Origin of the sequence: Pseudomonas sp. W4I3, from assembly GCF_030816195.1 — a bacterium.
In the GTDB taxonomy this organism is placed as follows: Bacteria; Pseudomonadota; Gammaproteobacteria; order Pseudomonadales; family Pseudomonadaceae; genus Aquipseudomonas.
Genome location: NZ_JAUSXS010000001.1, coordinates 4,733,787 through 4,750,218 on the forward strand (window position 1 = coordinate 4,733,787; position 16,432 = coordinate 4,750,218).

The window sequence follows — 16,432 nt, forward strand, 5'->3', positions numbered from 1 at the left end:
ACGGAGGCTCTATGAACAAGATGAAACTGATGCTGGCGCTGCTGGCCGGCACGACTGCCTGTTCTGCGCTGGCGGCAGAGAAAACCGTGGCATTGAGCGCGTTCAACAGCGTCGAGGTCCGACAAGGTATCAACCTGACGATCAAATGCGCTGCAACCTCATCGATGGTAGTCACAGGCTCTGCCGATACGCTGAAAAAGCTCCAGGTGACGACCAACGGCAACGCCCTGTTGCTCGTCAACGATGCAGGGCAGACCGATCGGCTGTTCTCCAACGCGCTGGATATCACGCTTTACACCAGTGGGCCGCTGACAGCGCTGACGGGCACGGCGGGAGTCGAAATCCAGGCGCCTGCCTGTGCGATCGATGAGCACAAACTGGCGGTTACCGGCAGCATGGGCGCCAACATTGAGGTCCAGGGCAAGACGGCTGAGCTGGTGCTCGATTTGGCAATGGGCGGCACCTTCAACAAGAAACCGTTGCCTTTTACGGCGCAGGTGGCGACCGTGCGCATGAGCATGGGTGCGCAATCCTCCCTGTGTCAGGTTCCGCGGATCAACGGCAGTCTGTCGGCCGGCGCGCGCATGTCTGTCAGCCCATCGGCTCAGGTCGATACCGGGGCGGCGGCCGCTTTCGGCAGCGATATCTCGACCTCCGATTGTTCGTGATCCACGGGCGCCAACCCATCGATCGGCGTTTCATCACAGACCAACTGCCAGTGCAATGATGGTTGATGCGGGGCAAGGATCGCCCCGTAGGCCAGGCAAAAAAGCTGCGCGGCCTGAACCTGACCATAGTGAACCTGCCCAACGCTCACGGGCGGGTTCACCATGATCTCGGCCACCCCGCTTGCGCTGCTTTGCGGTACCGCACAAAAACCTGCGAGCGATTGGGTCAGCCCGGTGCCCCGGGCCTTGAGCCAGGTTTCCTTGATGCTCCACAGTTGCGTAAAGCGCGACAGGTAGTTGGCTTCATCAAGCGCCAGCCAACACTGCTCGTGCGGATGGAAAAAACGCCGGGCGATGGCTTTTTTCACCGCCACTTTCCCGCTGATTGCTTCCAGGTCAACGCCCACCTCGTGGCCCCGGCACAGAGCGATGGCAGCCGAACGACCGCTATGGCTCACGTTGAAACGCAACCAGGTGTGCTCAGGCAGCCAAGGCTTACCCGCGGCGGTTCGCGCGATACGCACTTGATCGACCGGGATGCCAAGGTAGACGGCCAGCACGTGGCACAGCCAACGGTGTGCCAGTTGACGAACCGGCATGTGCCCCGGTTCATCGTCAAAGTGGCGCAGCAGGCAGAGGCCGTGGCCTTCGATCAACTCAGGCAGAGCGTTGCAACGGTAAATTGATGGTGACCTTGCAACCGGTCTGCTCATGACGATTTTCCAGAGACAAGTAGCCGCCGTGGCTTTCGACAATCTGTCGGCAAAAGATCAGGCCAATGCCGGTGCCATTGGGTTTGGTGGTGTAGAACGGCACGAACAGGTTCTTCGGGTTGGTCAGCCCCACTCCGCTGTCGAGGATGGTGATCCGCAAGCGCCCCTTCTCTTCGGCCCATTCGATGTCGATGCCCTCAGCGCTGCTTTCCATCGACTCATCGGCATTCTTGATCAGGTTGATCATTAACTGATGGATCTGGGCCCGATCAAGGCTGGCCATCAGCGGGCGCGGTCCGTGCAAGCTCATCACGCGGTGAGCGAACAGCAGTGGCAACTCGGCCATCACGGCGGCCAAATCCAGAGGCTCCTTGCGTGCCGGCGCCAGTTTGCTCAGTTGCCTGTAACTGCTGATGAACTCGATCAGCTCGCGCGCCCGTCGGCTGATCAGGTCGATACCCTCGGCAAAACCTGGCGGTAAGTTTTCAGCGTTATGCCGGTAATGCTGCTGCAGCATCTGGCTGATGGAGGCAATGGGGCTCAGGGAGTTGTTGATTTCATGACTGATCACGCGCAGCAGATCCTGCCAGGCTTTCTGCTCCTCCTGACGCAACATGTCGTCGACGTCGCTGACAAACAACAGCACGTTCTGCACGCCATCCACCATGTAGGTGTCACTGGAAACCTTATAGCGCCCTGGTCGCCCTTCATGCTCGGAGACCACCGGCTGCTGCGTATTGGCGTTGAGCAGCAGGGTATCCAGCTGCCAGCGACTGGCGGGATCGCCAATCAACTTCTCCAGCGAGGTGCCCAGCATTCGTGACGCTGCCGCATTGCACCAGATCAGGCGATGGTTGGCGTCCAACGCATAGATCGCGACCGTGATGTTGGAAATCACCTTTTGCAGCAGAAAGTCCATCTCTCGCTGCTGTTGACGGTGGCGTGACAATTGGCTGGAAATATCATTGATCTGTGCGATAACGCCTTCAAAAGCCCCCGCCCCGGTCGACACCCCGCGCAGGCTGAAATCCTCCTGTTCCACGGCTTCGAGCAAATTGGATATGACGTTGATTTTGTAGATCAACTGCTGAAAAAAGTGATAGCAGAAATAAACCATCGTCACGCACAAGACGAACAGCGTGAAAAGCTTCAGGTAAATGGACTGGTGCGGAAAAAACCATAGCAGCAGATAGGCAATGATGGCGCCCATTGGCGCCAGGCTGCACAACAGCAAGTGACGTCTTTCAAATGCGTAAAAAAATTTACTCATGGCAAATTTTTAGTTTTTCAAGCCGGCGATAAAACGCGCTGCGGCTCAGGCCCAGCGATTCGGCAGCCTTGACCGCGTTGCCGTCGTACTGACGCAGGCGTCGCAGCAGCAAGGTTTCTTCGACCTCGGCCAGGGTGCACGCATCGCTTATCCCTGCCGACGCGTCGGTGACCGGACGCGCCGTGCTCTGCGACAACACCGAAGGCGGCAGGCAAAGGTCTTCCAGGTCAATCACACTGGCGCGACACAGCAACACGGCACGTTCCAGCAGGTGACTGAGCTCACGGATATTGCCGGGCCAGGAATACTCAAGCAGGCCCTGTCGCGCTTGCGGCAATAACACGGGCCGGGGCTTGTTGTACTTGCGCGCAAAACGCTTGAGGAAACGCTCGGTCAACGGCTCGATGTCTTCCAACCGCTCTCGAAGCGGCGGCAGCTGAATCTGAATCAGGTTCATGCGATACAGCAGGTCCTGACGAAAACGCCCCTCGAGCACGGCCTTTTCCAGGTCTGAATTGGTGGCGGCGATAATTCGGCACTGCGTGGTCTGCGTACGTGAAGATCCGACGCGCTCAAACTGCCGCTCCTCCAGCACCCGCAGCAACTTCACCTGCTGGGTCAGGGGCAAGTTACCGATTTCATCGAGAAACAGCGTGCCTTTGTCGGCCAATTCGAATCGACCGATTCGATTTTCCCGCGCATCGGTAAAGGCGCCCTTGATGTGGCCGAACATCTCGCTTTCAAAGAGCTGCTCGTTGATGCAGCCCATGTTCACTTCGACAATGCTGTGTTCGCAGCGTGACGAAATCTGGTGGATGTAGCGCGCGAGCAGGCTTTTACCGGTACCGTTTTCGCCCAGGATCAGCACGCTGGTATCCGTGACCGCCACCTTTTCCACCAGGCTGATCAGACGTTGCATCGCCGGCGATCGGACAACCCATTCGCTGTCCATGTCATCTTCGAGCGCCAGCTTGAGCAGCTTGTTTTCTTCACGCAGGCAATTGCCCGAACGACGCGCCTGGCTCAGCGTGATCTGCTGTTGGACGATGCTCAGCAAACGCTCGTTATCCCAGGGCTTCTGAATAAAGTCGGCCGCCCCCGCACGCATGGCGTTGACGATGATGTCGACGCTTCCCCACCCGGTCATCGCCACAGCCGGCAAGCAATCATCGAATTTCTTCATTTCGGCCAGCAGTTGCAGCCCTTCCACGCCTGACGTCGTGTCCTTGCGAAAATTCATGTCCATCAACACCAGATCAACGGGCCTCGCATACAAATGCGCAAGCAGGCGATCAGCGTGGGTTTCCATCGTCACGTCGTAGCCGTGCATGCGTAGCAGGATATCGAGGCTGGTCAGGATGCCGGCGTCGTCGTCTATAACCAGGATGTGTTTCTTATCGTTCATGTTAAGCATCCAGCTTGTACTACCGTGCGTGGAAGCACGGCAGTCGTTTATTCATAACGAATCGCATCGGCGGGCGACATATTGGTCGCCCGGCGGGAAGGAAGCCAGACCGCCAAGGCCACAACCAGCGTAATCATCAGTGCCACCATCCAGAAGAGCAGCACAAACGGGGTGTTTCCATTACCCAGGATACGCGTCAACTTGGGCGCCACGAAGAACGCCAACGGCAAGCCAATCACAAGTCCAGCCAACAATTGCTTGCCACCCTGGAGCATCAACATACGTAACAAATTGCTTTCAGTGGCGCCCATGGCCATGCGCAGGCCTATTTCCTGGGTACGCTGATTGATCAGATTGCACATCACTGCGTAAATACCCGTTGCGGCCAATATCATCGCCACCAGGCCGAACAACATGAAAAGGTTGGCGATAAAATGCAAGCCTGCAGTGTTGCGGGCCAGGCGTTCATCCAGCGTCTGGATCTGATTGACCGAAAGATTGTTATCCACCTGACGGACCGCATCGATCAGCGCCGGGCCCACGCCTTCCGGCTGTTGGGTGCGCAGCACCAGCATCAATGAGGAAGAGGGTTGCTGTTCCAGGGAACGATACACCGTGGCGCGATGGCGAAATGCACTGAAAGGCCGCCCATGAATAACGCTGGGCACTACGCCTACGACTGAGTACCAGCGCTGGTCATCGTTATCACGAAACCGCAGACGCTTGCCGATCACATCCCGTTGCCCGGGCCAGAACTGTTCGGCAAAGGACTGACTGACGACAACGACCGGTTCTGAGCCCTGGGTATCACCATGGGAGAACTCCCTGCCCGACGTCGGCGTGATTCCCATCGCGGACAGGCTGCCGGGCATGACCTGTACATCGTTGACTATCGGGTAAGACCAGCGCTCATTGGTGTTGTTGGTCGACGAGTCGACATCCACCTGACGCGGCAGGGTGAATTGCCCGACGGCACTGGTGGTCAATGCGGCACGTTCGACCCCTGGGATCGTGGCGACGCCGTCATGCAAGCGCTGATAAAACAGGATACGGCTGGCATCGTCGGGGTAACTGTTGGGGTTGAGGTGGATCTGTGCGGTCAGGTAGCCATCAGTATCGACACCGTAGTCCGCGCGTGTCGCCTGGTAGACCAGGACTGCGAATAGCGCGCTGATACACAGAATCGAGCAGGAAAGCCCGACTTCGAAGATCACCAGAATCCGTGACATCCGGCCCGCACCACGACTTTGCGCGCCACGGGTACCGTCGCGCAGCACGTCATTGAAGTTGCCATGCACGATTTTCCAGGCCGGTAAGGCGCTGGTGAGCAACGCCGTGATGGCTACCAGCGCCAGTGCATTGAAGATCAGCACATTGTCGAGGGACAGTTGCCACCAGAAAGGGATCTTGTTGGGTACGAAACCAGGCAGTATCTGGTTGGTGACTTCCAGCCCCCATGCAGCCAGCAAGACCGCCACGACACCGGACAGACAACAGATGAATAAGCTTTCGAGCATCATTTGAAGCACCAGACGGCCCGCGGGAGAGCCCAGCGCCACGCGAATCGCGATTTCCTTGGAACGCTCGGTGGTCCGTGCCAGCAGCAGATTCCCGACATTGCAGCACGCCAACAGCAGCACAAAACTGACCGCGAACAACATGACGATAAAGATCGGCCGGGTCTCCTCGCCCATGAAATTTTCCTGGAAGGTCAATGCTTGCGCAGAGAGCCCCTTGTTACTTTCCGGGTGCTCAAGCGCGACGGCCTGCATCACCCTGTTGAGGTCGCGATTGGCATCCTCAACGCTCGTGCCGGGCTTCAAACGCGCGTACACCGACACTTCCGGAGCGCCCTTGCGCACCAGGTACCGCGAAGGTTCAAGCTGCGACGGCAGCCATAAGTCATGGAAGAAAGGAAAGGCGAAATTTTGCGGCATGATGCCGACAATGCGCGTAGGGACGCCGTTGATCCTGATATCGCGACCGATGACCTGCGTGTCCTGAGCAAAGTAGTTTTGCCACATGGCATAGCTGATCACCGCGACGGGCTCGGCACCTGCCTGTACATCTTCCTGATTCAGGACTCTTCCTTGAAATGGCTGAACGCCTGCATACGAAAACATCTGTGGGGTGTTTCTGATGGCCATATAGGAAACTGCCTTGCTGCCATCACTGATATCCGCGCGCTCGGCATAGAAATACCCCACCTCTTCAAGCTCGGTAACGCGCGCCTTGATGTCGCTGTAATCCATGAAGTTCAAGCCCGAGTCACTCAGGCTGACGCCATTCACGGTCGGATTGATCAGGACCATGTTCTTCCCGTCCGGATAAGGGAGCGGCGCGAACATAATGGTGTTGATCACCGAGAACATATACAGGGTCAACGCCAGTCCACAGGACATGATCAACACGGTAATAAAGGTAAAACCAGGACTCTTCAGGAGTAGACGCAAGGCGTAGCGAATGTCAAAAAGCATCTTATGCTTCCTTCACCAGAGTCAGTTGCCGCACCTGTTCTCCATCACCGACAACCTTTCCGTCAGACAGGACAATGCTGCGCTGTGCACGCTCTGCCGAGCGTGGATCGTGAGTGACGATGCAGATAGTGGCTCCCTCACCATGCAATTTGTCGAGGATGTTGAGTACCGCCTCGGCATTGTGCGAATCCAGGTTGCCGGTGGGTTCGTCCGCGAGAATAATCGAGGGGTTGCCGACAATCGCCCGGGCAACCGCGACGCGTTGCTGCTGGCCGCCTGAGAGTTGTGACGGGTAGTGGCGACTGCGATGAGACATATTGACCTTGGCCAGGGCTTCGACGACCCGCTGATGCCGCTCGGCTTTGGAAATGTCTGCGCGATACGTCAGTGGCAGCGCGACATTTTCTTCGATGGTCAGGTCGCTGATAAGGTTGAACGACTGAAAGATGAAGCCGATGTCTCGGTTACGCACCTGGGCACGCTGTTTTTTGGAAATACTGTCGACGTTGTGGCCGGCCAACTGATAAGTGCCGCTCGAAGGCGTATCCAGCAGCCCCAGCACCGAGAGGAGCGTCGATTTCCCACAGCCAGATGGCCCGGAGATGGCTACATACTCACCTTTTGAAAGGGTGAAGGTGATCTTGCTGAGCGCATGAGTCTCGATTTCGTCGGTCAGGAAGATTTTGTTTACGTCAGTCAGTTTTACCAGCGGTTCCATGGTTGCTGTCTCCTGGGCATTGTTGCGAAGGCCGGCGCGAGCGGTATCAGTTGACGATTTCAATCTGGTCGGCCCCCTGCCACGCGGTGCTGTCACTTAGAATTATCTTGTCGCCAGCCTTGAGCCCGGCGGTGATCTGGATGTAATCAGCAGACCCTTGCCCGAAATTGACTTTCATTTTGGTAGCCGAGCGGTCCTTCTCATCCAAGCGGTAGAGCATAGAGGGTAGGTTATTCTGCGCGAACGGAGGACGCTCGACATACAGCGAATTATTGATTTTCGTCACGGCGATCAAGCCGTCGACACTCAGGTCAGGACGTGCCTCCTGAGGCAACGGCTGATTGAACGTGACATCCACTTTGACCGTCCCGTTCGTCACTGCCGGGTCCACCCTGGACAACACGCCGGTAAAACGACTGCGCCCTGTGTTGATCGTGACAGCCTGCCCCACCGCAAGATCGCGTGACTGCAACTCGGGGACCTTAAGCTCGGCGTACAGCTCTTTTTCCTTGGCGAGGCGGGCAATATCACTGCCCACCGTCACCCGCTGGCCGACCTGCACCTTGACGTCCTGCAGGATGCCATCAATGGGGGATTTGACCTTGAGCGAATCAACTTCCTGCTGACTCAATGCCACCTGCGACTCCATCTTGTTGAGGCGCATCAAGTTCGCCTTCACATCCGCCTGCACGCTGAGTTTGAGTGTCTTTAACCGCCGCTCTTCAAAGCCGACCTGCTGCGTGTACTGTTCAGTCAGAATGCGCGTCGTTTCATATTCCAGCCTGGGCACCGCAGCAATATATTTTTTCTGGGCCGCCAGGCGCAGGGTCGAACCAAGCAGTCGACTCTTTGCATCCAGCATCAACGCTTCCTGGTTCAGAATCTTGTTCTGCAGCTCGGCATTCTTTGCCTCCGTCTCCGCGCGACGCGCATCCAACTCCAGCCGATTTTCCTGAAGCCGCTGTTCAAGTGTCGGATTGCTCATGACCACCAGCAATTGACCTTTGCTGACTTTCATTCCCGCTTTATAAATGACTTCCTCTACCCGAGCGTCAACGTTCGCGGCCACCCAGTTGATGTCCCAAGGAAGAAGCACGCCATTGCCCCTTACTTCAACAGAAAAATCACCGTATTTGACTTCCGCAATGGCCACGCTGCTGCGAACTACCTGGTAGGGCGAAAATCGGTAGTTATAGATAAGCAACAGCAGCACGAGTAGAAAAACACCACCGGCAATAATATTACGGTGCTTTTTCCATTGACTCTTGTTTCCCTCGTTTGAAATCGAGATATCCATAACCGTACCAATTCAAAAAAGCTCAAGCAGGCTTTAGCACGCATCGTGCCAATTTAAGCTAAAACTCATAACGTGCTGATAATAAAATGATTTATCCGCCTCGTCGTCTTTCAAAGCCAAACAGCAATGGCCGACAGTCTCACTTCCGGAACCACCGTATAAGTATTTTCGAGACACTGATTGCGCTGCCTTCCCCACACGCCGCTCAGCAATCCCATTAGCGGGACGAACAACAACGTGGTTTTCAAAAATATTTCGATAATGGGACTGAGCGTTTCTGGTAGTGCGAAACATCTAAAAAAACATTGAACAAACAGCCACTTAAATTCGTTAAATAGTGGCATAGCATTTGCCTGTTCATTCGCGAGTCAACGCCAACACCATAATAATGCTACGCCATCGAGCGCTGCAGAACGGAGTCTGTATGTGGGAACGTAAAATTACTTACGCGGGACAGTCATTATTTACACAACAGATAATGGACGACCTGAATAAGCGTCACTTCGAGATCTATGGGAAATATGCACACACCGATAAAACGCTGTGCATTGTCAGAGTGATTAACCACATGGTGGAAAATATTTCAGAGGAGATCACCCTGGAAGACCTGGAGAAAGTCTGTGGCAAGTCCCGCTTCGACATCTGTCGAATGTTCAACCTGTTTTACAACGTCACACCGATCAAGTGGATGTGGAAAGTCCGACTGGCACTGGCGAAGGAATTTATCCTGCTGGCGCCAGAATGGTCATTGACCGATATCAGCTATGCCTGCGGCTTTTCCTCACTGCCACACTTCTCACGAAGTTTCAGCAAAACCTACAATGAAACCCCGCTTAAACTCAAACAATGCATCATGAAGTCAACACGACAGGACCCCAGAAAAGAAGCTTGCGAGTATGACTTTATTTTTGGGATACAGCGTAATGACTTCTCGCGCAACATGCTGATCAACAACATCAACTCCTTATAACAAGTCACCCAACCAACGACGCACTAACCTCAGGCCACTCGCACGCTGTGTATAGCACGGACTTTTCCCATTAGTGCCAGGCTGTCGTCTTCCTGTTGCCGGGTAACAGCAACAATGGCAGTAACGGTATTATTTCGGTCGGGCTGTATGTCAGGTGAGTGGGGCCTGAGGGGAAGGCCATGACGCGGGATGCAACGCATTAACGCTTGAAACGTACATCAATAGTTGGGCGCAGGCGCAATACGGGATTGGCCATGCGGGTAGCGTCTTCCTGCGCGGTAGGCTCCAGAAAAGCAGAGATACGCTTGAATACACTGGCATCACGCAAAGCGCCATTGTGGCCCTGGCCCGCTGTGACGATCAGTTTGCTTTTTTCCAGTACGTGGGTAAGCACCATCGCATCTTCCAGGTCGATGCTGATATCCCCCTTGTCATGCACAATCAAGACCGGCTGTTTTATCTGTGCAATCCATTCAGGCCCAATCTTGTCGGGATGAACACCGTAACGCAGCTGATAAAGTTTTTTCATCGCGCTGGCGATATGACGAGGCAGTTTATGGCTGAGTACATAATTATCCACTACCTCGCCGAAGCAGCACGGACTGCTGATCAGGATCATGCGCTTGAAGTGCAGCCCTTGCATGGCGGCCATACAGCCCACTAACCCTCCGGACGAGTGGCCGATCACTACCGAAAACGGACCATACTGTCGCTCGATATCAATCACAGCGCTGGAGAGGTCGTAAAAAGACACGCCCCTGCCCGGGGACGCTCCATGTGCAGGCAGATCAGGCGCATGCACACTGTACCCTGTTGCCTGCAGGCGCTGGGCAAGGTGCCTGAGCATGATGCTTCGACCGTCCCAGCCGTGCAGCAGCAAAACTTTCTCTGCTTGCTGATCTGATTGCGGGTAGATGAACATGTTGACGAGAGCATGTCGCCACGTGAAGTTTTCCTGCCGGCACTGCTTGAGCAACATCATCTCTGCGGGCTTGTAGGGCAATGGCCGGGTCTTTTCAAACAAGTACATGGCATACAGTGCGGACAGGTAGGACGACATCATGTCCAACGAATACAAATCAAATAATCTGATTGAACGACACACTCGAACGTAGTGCGTCGTCGGCCTGACTTTAGCTTTCATCAGCAATGTGGGCCGCCGGTGCATCACCACCAATATACGAAGGTAATTCTGGTGGACCAGCGACACGATCAGCAGCAGCGGATAAATAACACTAAAGAACATGCTCGCGCCCTAGCTTGTTCGCGAGCCGCCAGTATTCATTGGCAAACGCCAGAAAATTGATGGCGCTGAATACAATAATGGTCGCCATGATTGGCTTCACGCTGGAGAAGTGCTCCCAACCCGCCCATAAAACTATCGCCATCGTCAACTCGATGATGACCGTCAGTATCAACACACGTCGCGCCTGATCCAGTTGCTCGAGCAGCGCCTGCAACGACGCTACAAACGCTGTCAGAAAGAACGTCGGCAATAAAACCAGCATCATCTGGCTACTCGCCTCCCTGATCGCGCCGTCGCCGGAAAGTAGACCGATCAACGTACGCTCGCTGAAATAGACCCCGGCAGTGAGCACCAGATAGAGCCCAGCGATAAACATTAACCCGCGGTGCAAAAGCCACTTCAGCCCTTCACCGCTGGTGACTGTCAATCGCTGGTTTATCAGGATCGCCAACGCGGAGCCGCAGGCCACGGCAGGAATGACAATGAACATCCTGATCTTGGTAATGATCAGGAACGCGGCCACATACTGTTCGCCGGCCTTTGCTATCAGGGGAAATACCAGCAGTGAACTGAGAAACACCACGATGAACGATATGAAAATCGGCAAGCCAACCTGCTGAAGCAAACCTTTCAAGCGCGCAGTGAATGCGTGGGGGCGATCATCCTGTGCCTGGCGACCGACATGCCACACCAGCCATGTGGCAACGGGAATCAACAAACAGGACGCCAGCGCGTTAGCCACGATAATGGAATAAAAACCCAAGCCGTACACGTGGTAGCTGGTATAGCAAATCACGCCGTTCAAGAGGATGAAGGCAATCACCAGTAGCATGCTCGACGCGCTTCTGCCCTGCCCGCGCAAGGCGCTGTTGCACATTTCCAGCTGAATGAACGGCACCATCGAAAGGAAATACAGGGGAAGCGCCTCTTGATAAAAATGTTCCCCCGCGACAGGAAGCACTCTTTCCAGCCACGGCGCAGATAAGGCCACCGCCGCACTTAGCAAGGCAATGACCACAACCCCCAACACGGCTAAAAGAAGGGTGGCGCGCAACACTTTCTGTTTTGACCAGAGGTTCACTGACCTGGCGCTGAACACTTGATTGCTGATAGCCAGACATTCCAGAATCGCCAGGAACAGAAAACTGAACGGTTGAATCATCGACAACCAATAAATCGAGGTGGTCTCGGCGCCGTGTCCCAGAATGGCGGTCTGCATGTTTTGTGAAAAAGACACCGCAACGGCAACCACAATCATGGGCCAGGCGAGCTTCAACAGGTCTGCGATGTCCCGTCCAGCCCCGCGGCGTTGCGACAGAACCAAGCTGGGTGATGTGTTCACACACCCTCCCCCAGGCTATCGCGCTGTGGCAGGCCGTGATGACGGGTAGTCTTGCCATACAGGCTGTAAATCATCATCGAGAGATAAGACAGCGTGTGGGTCGCGCCAAGCAGATAGCCATGGCCTCCCATCAATTTTTCCGCTCTGTTGGTCAATTGGGTGATGTGCCAATGGTCCTCTTCAGCGTCCTGGAAATCCTGCGCCTCGATCCGCATGCCCCACTGCAACGACAACAGGCTGCAGTGGCTGCTCAGATCCGCGAACTCGGCTTTGATCAGCTGATGCCGGGTGGCTTTCACGCCAAAGCTTCTGCGAGCGGACAAGTGTGTCCAGCTCATGCCCAGCATGCGGGTCAACAGGCCCAGGCGGGCAGCGACAGAGACCATGAGCGGGGTGTCGTCGGCAGCGATCACTTGCTCTTCTCCCAGCCAGCGCAGGTCCAGGCCAAGGGAGGCAAGCACCCGGTCTACCTGCGCTGATGGGTCGGCCAGTGCCACATGCTGCTGGGGCACCAGTTGATAGCCCTGACTGAACGTGCGCCGGGTCTGGGGCGGCAATTCCAGGCGCAACTGCCGCACTGCCTCGGCAGGCTCATTGCCCGCAAACAGCTGATAAATCCTGTTGAACGGACGGTCAGGCATATGCACGCTCCGCCTGCAGGTGCTGCTCGATCCAGGCAATCAACTTACCGACCGAGGTGAACGCGTCCTGACTGATTTGATCAGGCTCAAACATTAATCCAGGCACTTTCTCTTCAAGCGTCAGCAAGAACTGCACAAACAACACCGAATCTAGATCGAGGTCTTCGTTAAAGTCCGTTTCCAGGCTGACCGTCACCGCCGAAGCCATGACTTCGTTAAGTGCTTTATTAATCGCCACAAGAAGATCTGACATGTAAAACCTCACTGGATTGGTGTCTTTCGATTAGCACGCATGAAAGCGTAACGCCCATGCCCATGGTCAGGCAGAGTATTCTTTGCCCTGTAAACTTCTTCAGCAGCGCGGACAGATTAAATAGAATATCGGCGCAGTAAGCGTGCCCATACTCGGCAATATGCTCGGTAAACAGAATGCCTTTGAACTGGAGTTTCTCCACCACGCGTTTAAGCATCGGCAGGTCCAGATTACACGGGACGATCGCGTCGATACTCTCTAGCGGAACATTGAACTGGCGCACGGCATAAAGATAAAAGTCGTGGTAATCATGTTCCAGCGACGCATATAACTCGCGTCGGCGCGCGGGTGTCTGCTTGCGGTGATTATCATAGAAGCCGGCCATGTGCCGGACGGCGGTATGTGTCACATTCCACTGGGCAGGCCCCGCGTTGAGCAGCATCACCGCGGGCACTTCGGCCAGCACGCTGTTATCGAGCCGATTGATAGCGCTGTGAAAGGCTTTTTCTCCCGTCAACAGCAACATCGGCTCGCCACGTTTGATTAATCTGTTTTTCAGCAAGTGAACGGCCGACAAGGCGGACGAACAATGATTCAAGCTGACGCTAAGCACTTCCCAATGACCAAGCCCGCACACGTCGGCGACTTCGTGCAGCCAATCATTATCAAAAAACGTGTTATGCGTCTGGGTCTTGGCATACACCAGACAACCTTTGCGCGCTTTCAAGTGCGGGTTGGCAACGATCAGCGATTCCAGTGTTTCCACAAGCATATGTGCGTGTGTGCGGGAAGACAGCGCGACGGCATTCAGAAAATAATAACGTTGCAATACCTTGCACGCGCCCGACTTGAGGTCGTGCGACTGTTCAAGGGTATCCAAGGGGTTTAATGAAATACGATCCGGCAACCAACATAAATAATTAAGTGGCAGCATAACGTTCCCGCGTGGCGTAATTTTTAGTTCATCTAATTACCCACATCGTCCCAGAAACGGTTCGTGCTTTTTGCCTCAAATTGCTTAAAACCAAGAATTTCCCATTTGCAGGTCCCACAAACGGAATTTTCCAACCACTTGATCGACTCGTCGTCTGCCGACGCGGGCATTTCAGGAACGCCAACGCCAGCAGAGAGGCTGCTTGTTGTCAGTCCATCATCGGGACATGTCCTGGATGGCCGGCCACCCGAGCCAGCCATGCCTGTACACCCGGATAGCCCGCCAGATCAAACCCACCTTCGTGGGCCACATGGGTGTAGGCATACAACGCGATATCGGCAATCGAATACTGCTCGCCCACCAGATACGGCGTGGCTTGCAGCTGCCGCTCCATAACCTTCAGCGCCTTGTAACCGCCCTTGTGGGTGGTCTTGTATTCGTCCAGCCGGTCTGGCGGCATGTTCAGGTAAAACTGAATGAACCGCGCCACCGCGATGTACGGTTCGTGGCTGTATTGCTCGAAGAACTGCCACTGCAACACCTGCGTACGCAACCGCGGCTCGCTCGGCAGAAACTCGCTGCCATCGGCGAGGAAGTTGAGGATCGCGTTGGACTCCCACAGGCAGGTACCGTCTTCCAGTTCCAGCACCGGGATCTTGCCGTTGGGGTTCTTGGCAAGGAATTCAGCAGTTTGGGTGTCACCCTTGAGGATATCGATATCGATCCACTGATACGGGATGCCCAGTAGGTTGAGCATCAGTTTGACCTTGTAGCAGTTGCCCGACCTGTAATCGCCATAAACCTTGTACATGGGCTCCCCTTATGCCGCTGTGTGCGCTCTGACCGAACGCTTGCGCCAACAAAGTGAGGGTAGCGGCGCATTGTTTCAAGGCGTATTGCGCAATAAACACGCTCTCCGGTCGTGGAAGCGGCCTTTCATCCCCTTGCGCCAAGATAATCGAAAACATTATTTGCTTTATTTGTATACAAAAGCATAATTCGCTTCGTGCGAGTTCCTGACCTACTGGTCAACAAACCCGCCAGTACCTCAAAGCGCTGTTGCCCACTCTGTGACCGGCGCTGGAAATAACAATAAAACGATTGAGGAGTACTCGCTGTGGATAGCCGCAAAACCGAAGCCCCAACCCTGGACCTCAGCCCGCCGCAGCACGGCTGGCTGGAACGCCTGTTCAAACTGCGCTTGCATGGCACCACAGTGAAGACTGAGCTGATCGCCGGCCTGACCACCTTCATCACCATGGCCTACATCATTTTCGTCAACCCCAACATCATGGCCGACGCTGGCATCGATCATGGCGCGGCCTTCGTCGCCACGTGCATCGCCGCCGCCTTGGGCTGCCTGTTGATGGGCCTGTACGCCAACTGGCCGGTGGGCCTGGCGCCGGGCATGGGCCTGAACGCCTTTTTCACCTACACCGTGGTCGGCACCATGGGCTACCACTGGGAGACCGCGCTGGGCGCGGTGTTTATCTCGGGTGTGCTGTTCATGGGCCTTACCTTGTCTCGCGTTCGCGAATGGCTGCTCAACAGTATTCCGGTGAGCCTGCGCCACGCCATGGGCGCGGGCGTCGGGTTGTTTCTCGGGGTGATCGGCCTGAAGACCGCCGGCATCATCGTCGACAGCCCCGCCACGCTGATCAAGCTCGGTTCGCTGCACGAACCCGCACCGCTGCTGGCGGCGGTGTGCTTCTTGCTGATTGCGATCCTCAGCTACCACCGGGTATTCGGCGCGATCCTGATCAGCATTATCGCTGTGACCCTGGCCGGCTGGGGCCTTGGCCTGGTGCACTACAACGGCATTCTTTCCACCCCGCCAAGCCTGGCGCCGACCTGGATGGCCATGGACGTCAAGGGTGTATTCAATGTCAGCATGATCAGCGTGGTATTTGCCTTTCTTTTTGTACACATGTTCGATACAGCCGGTACACTGATGGGCGTTGCGCAACGCGCCGGGCTGGTCAATGCCGAGGGCAAGATCGATAACCTGTCCCGCGCATTGAAAGCCGACAGCGCGTCCAGCGTGTTCGGGGCCATGGTCGGCGTGCCGCCCGTGACCAGCTACGTGGAAAGCGCCGCCGGGGTTGCCGCTGGCGGGCGTACCGGGCTGACGGCCGTGACGGTGGGTGTCCTGTTTGTGGCGGCGATGTTTTTTGCTCCATTGGCGGGCATGATTCCGGCCTATGCCACGGCGGGCGCGTTGATTTACGTGGCGATGCTGATGATGGCGAGCATGGCTCATATCAATTGGGACGAGGCCACCGACAGCATTCCGGCCATCGTCACCGCGATCATGATGCCGCTGACCTTCTCGGTGGCCGACGGCATTGCGCTGGGCTTTATCACCTATGTTGCGTTGAAGGCTGGCACCGGTAAGTACAAGGAAATTTCCGCCAGCCTGTGGGTACTGTGTGTGATTTTTATCGCCAAATTTGTATTTCTATGAAATAGCAGCAAGTTTTCAGCGGCAAGCTACAAGC

General features: G+C 55.6%; 15 protein-coding genes. 3 read left to right on the forward strand and 12 right to left on the reverse strand.

What is annotated here, in order from left to right:
- The first annotated feature begins 11 nt into the window (after nt 1–11).
- A complete protein-coding gene (locus tag QF045_RS21465; RefSeq protein ID WP_306493923.1) occupies nt 12–668 on the forward strand; it encodes a GIN domain-containing protein in 657 nt (218 codons plus the stop codon).
- Here the strand turns inward: QF045_RS21465 and QF045_RS21470 are convergent.
- Genes QF045_RS21470 through QF045_RS21495 form a run of 6 tightly spaced genes read right to left on the reverse strand, consistent with a single transcriptional unit; the run spans nt 605 to nt 8,548 of the window.
- Nucleotides 605–1,381 (reverse strand): 4'-phosphopantetheinyl transferase superfamily protein, encoded by a 777-nt coding sequence (locus QF045_RS21470; RefSeq protein ID WP_306493924.1) that lies wholly within the window; start codon nt 1,379–1,381, stop codon nt 605–607. The two genes, QF045_RS21465 and QF045_RS21470, sit on opposite strands and share 64 nt — an antisense overlap.
- Nucleotides 1,326–2,651 carry a PAS domain-containing sensor histidine kinase gene (locus tag QF045_RS21475; protein ID WP_306493925.1) on the reverse strand — a complete coding sequence of 442 codons (1,326 nt, stop codon included), beginning with the start codon at nt 2,649–2,651 and terminating at the stop codon, nt 1,326–1,328. The genes QF045_RS21470 and QF045_RS21475 overlap by 56 nt, the downstream gene beginning before the upstream one ends.
- Nucleotides 2,644–4,056, reverse strand: a complete 1,413-nt coding sequence (locus tag QF045_RS21480) for a sigma-54 dependent transcriptional regulator (RefSeq protein WP_306493926.1) — start codon at nt 4,054–4,056, stop codon at nt 2,644–2,646. The genes QF045_RS21475 and QF045_RS21480 overlap by 8 nt, the downstream gene beginning before the upstream one ends.
- Before the next feature lie 47 nt (nt 4,057–4,103).
- Nucleotides 4,104–6,533 (reverse strand): ABC transporter permease, encoded by a 2,430-nt coding sequence (locus QF045_RS21485; RefSeq protein ID WP_306493927.1) that lies wholly within the window; start codon nt 6,531–6,533, stop codon nt 4,104–4,106.
- A 1-nt stretch (nt 6,534) separates the two neighbouring features.
- Nucleotides 6,535–7,251, reverse strand: a complete 717-nt coding sequence (locus QF045_RS21490) for an ABC transporter ATP-binding protein (protein WP_306493928.1) — start codon at nt 7,249–7,251, stop codon at nt 6,535–6,537.
- A 46-nt stretch (nt 7,252–7,297) separates the two neighbouring features.
- Nucleotides 7,298–8,548 carry an efflux RND transporter periplasmic adaptor subunit gene (locus QF045_RS21495; protein ID WP_306493929.1) on the reverse strand — a complete coding sequence of 417 codons (1,251 nt, stop codon included), beginning with the start codon at nt 8,546–8,548 and terminating at the stop codon, nt 7,298–7,300.
- Between the two features lie 424 nt (nt 8,549–8,972).
- Here QF045_RS21495 and QF045_RS21500 point away from each other — a divergent pair, with 424 nt between their 5' ends.
- Nucleotides 8,973–9,518, forward strand: coding sequence for a helix-turn-helix transcriptional regulator (locus tag QF045_RS21500; protein ID WP_306493930.1), 546 nt, complete (start codon nt 8,973–8,975; stop codon nt 9,516–9,518).
- 199 nt (nt 9,519–9,717) lie between these two features.
- On the opposite strand, the gene QF045_RS21505 is transcribed toward QF045_RS21500, so the two are convergent.
- The 6 genes from QF045_RS21505 to QF045_RS21530 all read right to left on the reverse strand — a co-directional run bounded on the left by QF045_RS21505 (nt 9,718) and on the right by QF045_RS21530 (nt 14,745).
- Entirely contained in the window at nt 9,718–10,764 is a 1,047-nt protein-coding gene (locus QF045_RS21505; RefSeq protein ID WP_306493931.1) for an alpha/beta fold hydrolase, read from the reverse strand.
- Entirely contained in the window at nt 10,754–12,106 is a 1,353-nt protein-coding gene (locus QF045_RS21510) for an MATE family efflux transporter (protein ID WP_306493932.1), read from the reverse strand. Before QF045_RS21510 ends, QF045_RS21505 begins: the two co-directional genes overlap by 11 nt.
- On the reverse strand, nt 12,103–12,747 hold the full coding sequence (locus QF045_RS21515; RefSeq protein WP_306493933.1) for a hypothetical protein: 645 nt from the start codon (nt 12,745–12,747) through the stop codon (nt 12,103–12,105). The genes QF045_RS21510 and QF045_RS21515 overlap by 4 nt, the downstream gene beginning before the upstream one ends.
- Complete coding sequence (locus QF045_RS21520) at nt 12,740–13,000, reverse strand: acyl carrier protein (protein ID WP_306493934.1); 261 nt, start codon at nt 12,998–13,000, stop codon at nt 12,740–12,742. Before QF045_RS21520 ends, QF045_RS21515 begins: the two co-directional genes overlap by 8 nt.
- The gene (locus tag QF045_RS21525) at nt 12,975–13,934 is read right to left on the reverse strand and encodes a 3-oxoacyl-[acyl-carrier-protein] synthase III C-terminal domain-containing protein (RefSeq protein WP_306493935.1); all 960 of its coding nucleotides are present in this window, start codon (nt 13,932–13,934) and stop codon (nt 12,975–12,977) included. The genes QF045_RS21520 and QF045_RS21525 overlap by 26 nt, the downstream gene beginning before the upstream one ends.
- 208 nt (nt 13,935–14,142) lie before the next feature.
- Entirely contained in the window at nt 14,143–14,745 is a 603-nt protein-coding gene (locus QF045_RS21530) for a glutathione S-transferase family protein (RefSeq protein WP_306493936.1), read from the reverse strand.
- A gap of 306 nt (nt 14,746–15,051) precedes the next feature.
- Here QF045_RS21530 and QF045_RS21535 point away from each other — a divergent pair, with 306 nt between their 5' ends.
- Entirely contained in the window at nt 15,052–16,398 is a 1,347-nt protein-coding gene (locus QF045_RS21535) for an NCS2 family permease (protein ID WP_306493937.1), read from the forward strand.
- Nucleotides 16,399–16,432: the final 34 nt, after the last annotated feature.